Source organism: Weizmannia sp. CD-2023, from assembly GCF_036225245.1.
Taxonomy (GTDB): domain Bacteria; phylum Bacillota; class Bacilli; order Bacillales; family Bacillaceae_C; genus Weizmannia; species Weizmannia faecalis.
In genome coordinates, this window is sequence record NZ_JARTJQ010000050.1 from 1 (window position 1) to 2,876 (window position 2,876).

Consider the following 2,876-nt stretch of genomic DNA (forward strand, 5'->3'; position numbering starts at 1 on the left):
ATCACACCGTAGGACTTTTATCCGTAATTGATGCCATCTTACTAAAATATGGACCCGCCTGCAACGAAAGCGCACCCGTGAAACGGTTTTGATACTATTTATCATGCCCCGTTTCCTCCATATATTCCCTGTAACGCCGGTGGACGGTTGCTTTTGAAACTTGGTAGCCGAAACCGCGCATAGTCGCAGCAATTTCTTGAAAAGTCAAGCCGTTATCCCGCAGGCGGATAATTTCTTCAACCGGCACTTCCTTTCGCTCCCTGCCGTCCGGATTCCGCTTCCCTTTTAAATTTTTTTCCGGACGGTAGCCGTTTTTGACTGCACGCTCCATTCCCCTTTTAATTTTTAAGTTATGCAGCTTTCGCTGATACTCTTCAACCATGCTGACAATTTTCAGCACCATTGAATCAGATTCCGAAAGCTCCAATTCTCCGTTTTGCGCATAACAATATACTTTAATCCCTTTTTTATATAAAAAATGAAGCAATGCAATTTTTGCATTTCCTCTTCCGATCCGTGTTTCATCCTGCACCAGTACGGCGTCAATCTTTTCATTTTCAATCGTATCAAGAAGATCAAGGATGCCGGGCCTGTCCAGGTCATAGCCGCTTGCCCGGTCACAGATCACCCCGGCCACTTGAAAACCGTGGGAATCCGAAAGCTTCTCCAGCTCTTCCCGCTGCCTCGCCAAGGAAGTTTCCTGGCTTTCTTTTTCCGTGCTTACTCTGCAATATAAAACAACTTTCATTTTTTCGTCTCCCGTTGTGATTTCATCGCAAGTTCCCTATTATCATCGCTGAATTCATTTTTTTCTATTGGAATGACAATTTTTTCGCCGGCTTTGATCATGTTGCCGTCAATATCATTATGACGCTCAACCCAGCTGATAAATGCTTCCCTCGACATTTTGCCCTTTTCCGCATACTGCCCGGCGATGTTCCAAAGCGTATCGCCCTCTGTGACGCTGATTTTGATATAGTGTGGGGATGGATCCCGCAGACTTCCAATCATGAAAAATCCGAAAACAAGCGTAAGCCCTGCTAAAATCATAACATAGTTATACTTTTTCCATAATCGTGACATCTCCATCTTCCTCCCGCGAATATTCGTTCGTCCAATCACCAGTTCTATTATAAAACGAACGCCTGTTTTTCGTCAACATTTTTTCGAACTTACGTTTGTTTTATCTGCTGCAATGTGATATAATAATAGCAAATAATGGCATTCCTCCCGTAAACGTCCCCATACGCAGCGCGGGTGCCAAACAAAACTGTGACGAGGTGAATAGAATGGCAAAACTATCAAAACGGCAACAGGCGATACTTGATTTCATCAAGCATGAAGTAAAAACAAAAGGTTATCCCCCTTCCGTGCGGGAAATCGGCCAGGCAGTCGGACTTGCTTCCAGTTCAACTGTCCATGGCCATCTCGCAAGGCTTGAAAGCAAGGGGTTGATCAGGCGCGACCCTACAAAGCCGAGAGCGATTGAAATTTTGGACCATGATGAAGAAATACCGGCCCAAAATGTTGTCAATGTGCCTGTTGTCGGAAAAGTAACAGCAGGCATACCGATTACCGCTGTAGAAAATATTGAAGAGTATTTTCCGCTTCCGGAACATCTTGTCCCGTCTGACGAGTCCGTCTACATGCTGGAAATTGAAGGGGACAGCATGGTGGATGCCGGGATTTTAAACGGCGATTATGTGATTGTCCGCTCCCAGCAGACGGCAAACAACGGAGATATCGTGGTCGCTATGACAGATGAAAATGAAGCGACAGTAAAAAGATTTTTCAAGGAAAAAGACTACTTCCGGCTGCAACCTGAAAACCAGACAATGGAACCGATCATATTGAAAAACGTCACCATTCTCGGCGTTGTCATCGGGCTGTACAGGCAAATGGTGCACTGATCAAAAAGAAGCAGTTTCGGCTGCTTCTTTTTTAATAGAGCATATGCGAGTTTGATGGCAAAAATGCCTGTGACACTTGAGGATTTCTGGGCTTCCAATCTATTTTCGAAGGAAAAATCGGGGCAATTAATGGGCATTTTGTTTTTCTGGGCGTTCGACGCAAAAATGCCCGATAAACAAAAACCCCTCAAAGCCTTACGCTTCAAGGGGTTTCTTGCTTAATACATTTCGATATACTGGTCGCGTTCCCATTGGTGGACTTGTGTGCGGAACATGTATTTTACATTTTTTTACTTTCATGATTTTTGATAATCCATATAAATAAGGAAGTTTTTAGATTCCACTTTCAAAATCAATCAATACTTTTCAAATGATTTTGGTCATTTTTTGGTCATGATTTTGGTCATGACCTTGAAAATTTAAAAAGAAAAATACGAGGAGGAAGAAGAATGAAGAAGGCATTAATTTTTGGAATTACAGGGTTACTAACATTCGGTTTGGGAGCCTGCGAGGGAAATGCAACACAATCAAATTCAACATCCAAAGAGGAATCTAAAGCCAAGACCGTAGAAACAGGAAAAAGTCAGTAGCTAAAACGACATCCGACATATTGGTTGCCGCCAAAAAAAACACTACCTTATGACCAATGAGGAAAATAAGGCAGGTGTTACTTATGGCGGCCCGGTCATTAACAAAGGATTCATTTTTATCAAGTTCGAGAATCAGGATAAAACACCACAAAAAGTGAACATTGATTTTGAAGCCCCTGATTTATTACAGAAAAATGATAATGGAGAATTTGAAACAGTTCCTGGCGACAGCAATACCGGGACACAAAGATTAGGGAAAAACGAGCATGTGACACTTAAACTATCTAAATTATATAAGATGAACTAATCATCTTTGCTCAATTTCTTGCTCCTTTTTCGGGTATAAAGTCTGTAACTATACCAAAAAGGATGGAGA

Annotated in this window: 5 protein-coding genes; 3 read left to right on the top strand and 2 right to left on the bottom strand. The window is 42.3% G+C overall.

Features of this window, described 5'->3' with window-relative positions; genetic code table 11:
- Positions 1-94: 94 nt before the first annotated feature.
- Positions 95-748, bottom strand: coding sequence for a YneB family resolvase-like protein (locus P9687_RS07325; protein WP_014098215.1), 654 nt, complete (start codon positions 746-748; stop codon positions 95-97).
- A complete protein-coding gene (gene yneA / locus P9687_RS07330; protein ID WP_014098214.1) occupies positions 745-1,083 on the bottom strand; it encodes a cell division suppressor protein YneA in 339 nt (112 codons plus the stop codon). Before yneA ends, P9687_RS07325 begins: the two co-directional genes overlap by 4 nt.
- Before the next feature lie 206 nt (positions 1,084-1,289).
- Here yneA and lexA point away from each other — a divergent pair, with 206 nt between their 5' ends.
- The 3 genes from lexA (at position 1,290) to P9687_RS07345 (ending at position 2,807) form a co-directional block, all read left to right on the top strand.
- Positions 1,290-1,910, top strand: coding sequence for a transcriptional repressor LexA (gene lexA / locus P9687_RS07335; protein ID WP_014098213.1), 621 nt, complete (start codon positions 1,290-1,292; stop codon positions 1,908-1,910).
- 449 nt (positions 1,911-2,359) lie between these two features.
- On the top strand, positions 2,360-2,500 hold the full coding sequence (locus P9687_RS07340; RefSeq protein ID WP_328228645.1) for a hypothetical protein: 141 nt from the start codon (positions 2,360-2,362) through the stop codon (positions 2,498-2,500).
- Between the two features lie 49 nt (positions 2,501-2,549).
- On the top strand, positions 2,550-2,807 hold the full coding sequence (locus tag P9687_RS07345) for a hypothetical protein (protein ID WP_328228646.1): 258 nt from the start codon (positions 2,550-2,552) through the stop codon (positions 2,805-2,807).
- The last annotated feature ends 69 nt before the right edge of the window (positions 2,808-2,876 follow it).

Bases quoted from the DNA above. Each gene is read 5' to 3' on its own strand.
- P9687_RS07325 (WP_014098215.1), bottom strand. From the start codon at position 748: ATGAAAGTTGTTTTATATTGCAGAGTAAGCACGGAAAAAGAAAGCCAG.
- yneA (WP_014098214.1), bottom strand. From the start codon at position 1,083: ATGTCACGATTATGGAAAAAGTATAACTATGTTATGATTTTAGCAGGG.
- lexA (WP_014098213.1), top strand. From the start codon at position 1,290: ATGGCAAAACTATCAAAACGGCAACAGGCGATACTTGATTTCATCAAG.
- P9687_RS07340 (WP_328228645.1), top strand. From the start codon at position 2,360: ATGAAGAAGGCATTAATTTTTGGAATTACAGGGTTACTAACATTCGGT.
- P9687_RS07345 (WP_328228646.1), top strand. From the start codon at position 2,550: ATGACCAATGAGGAAAATAAGGCAGGTGTTACTTATGGCGGCCCGGTC.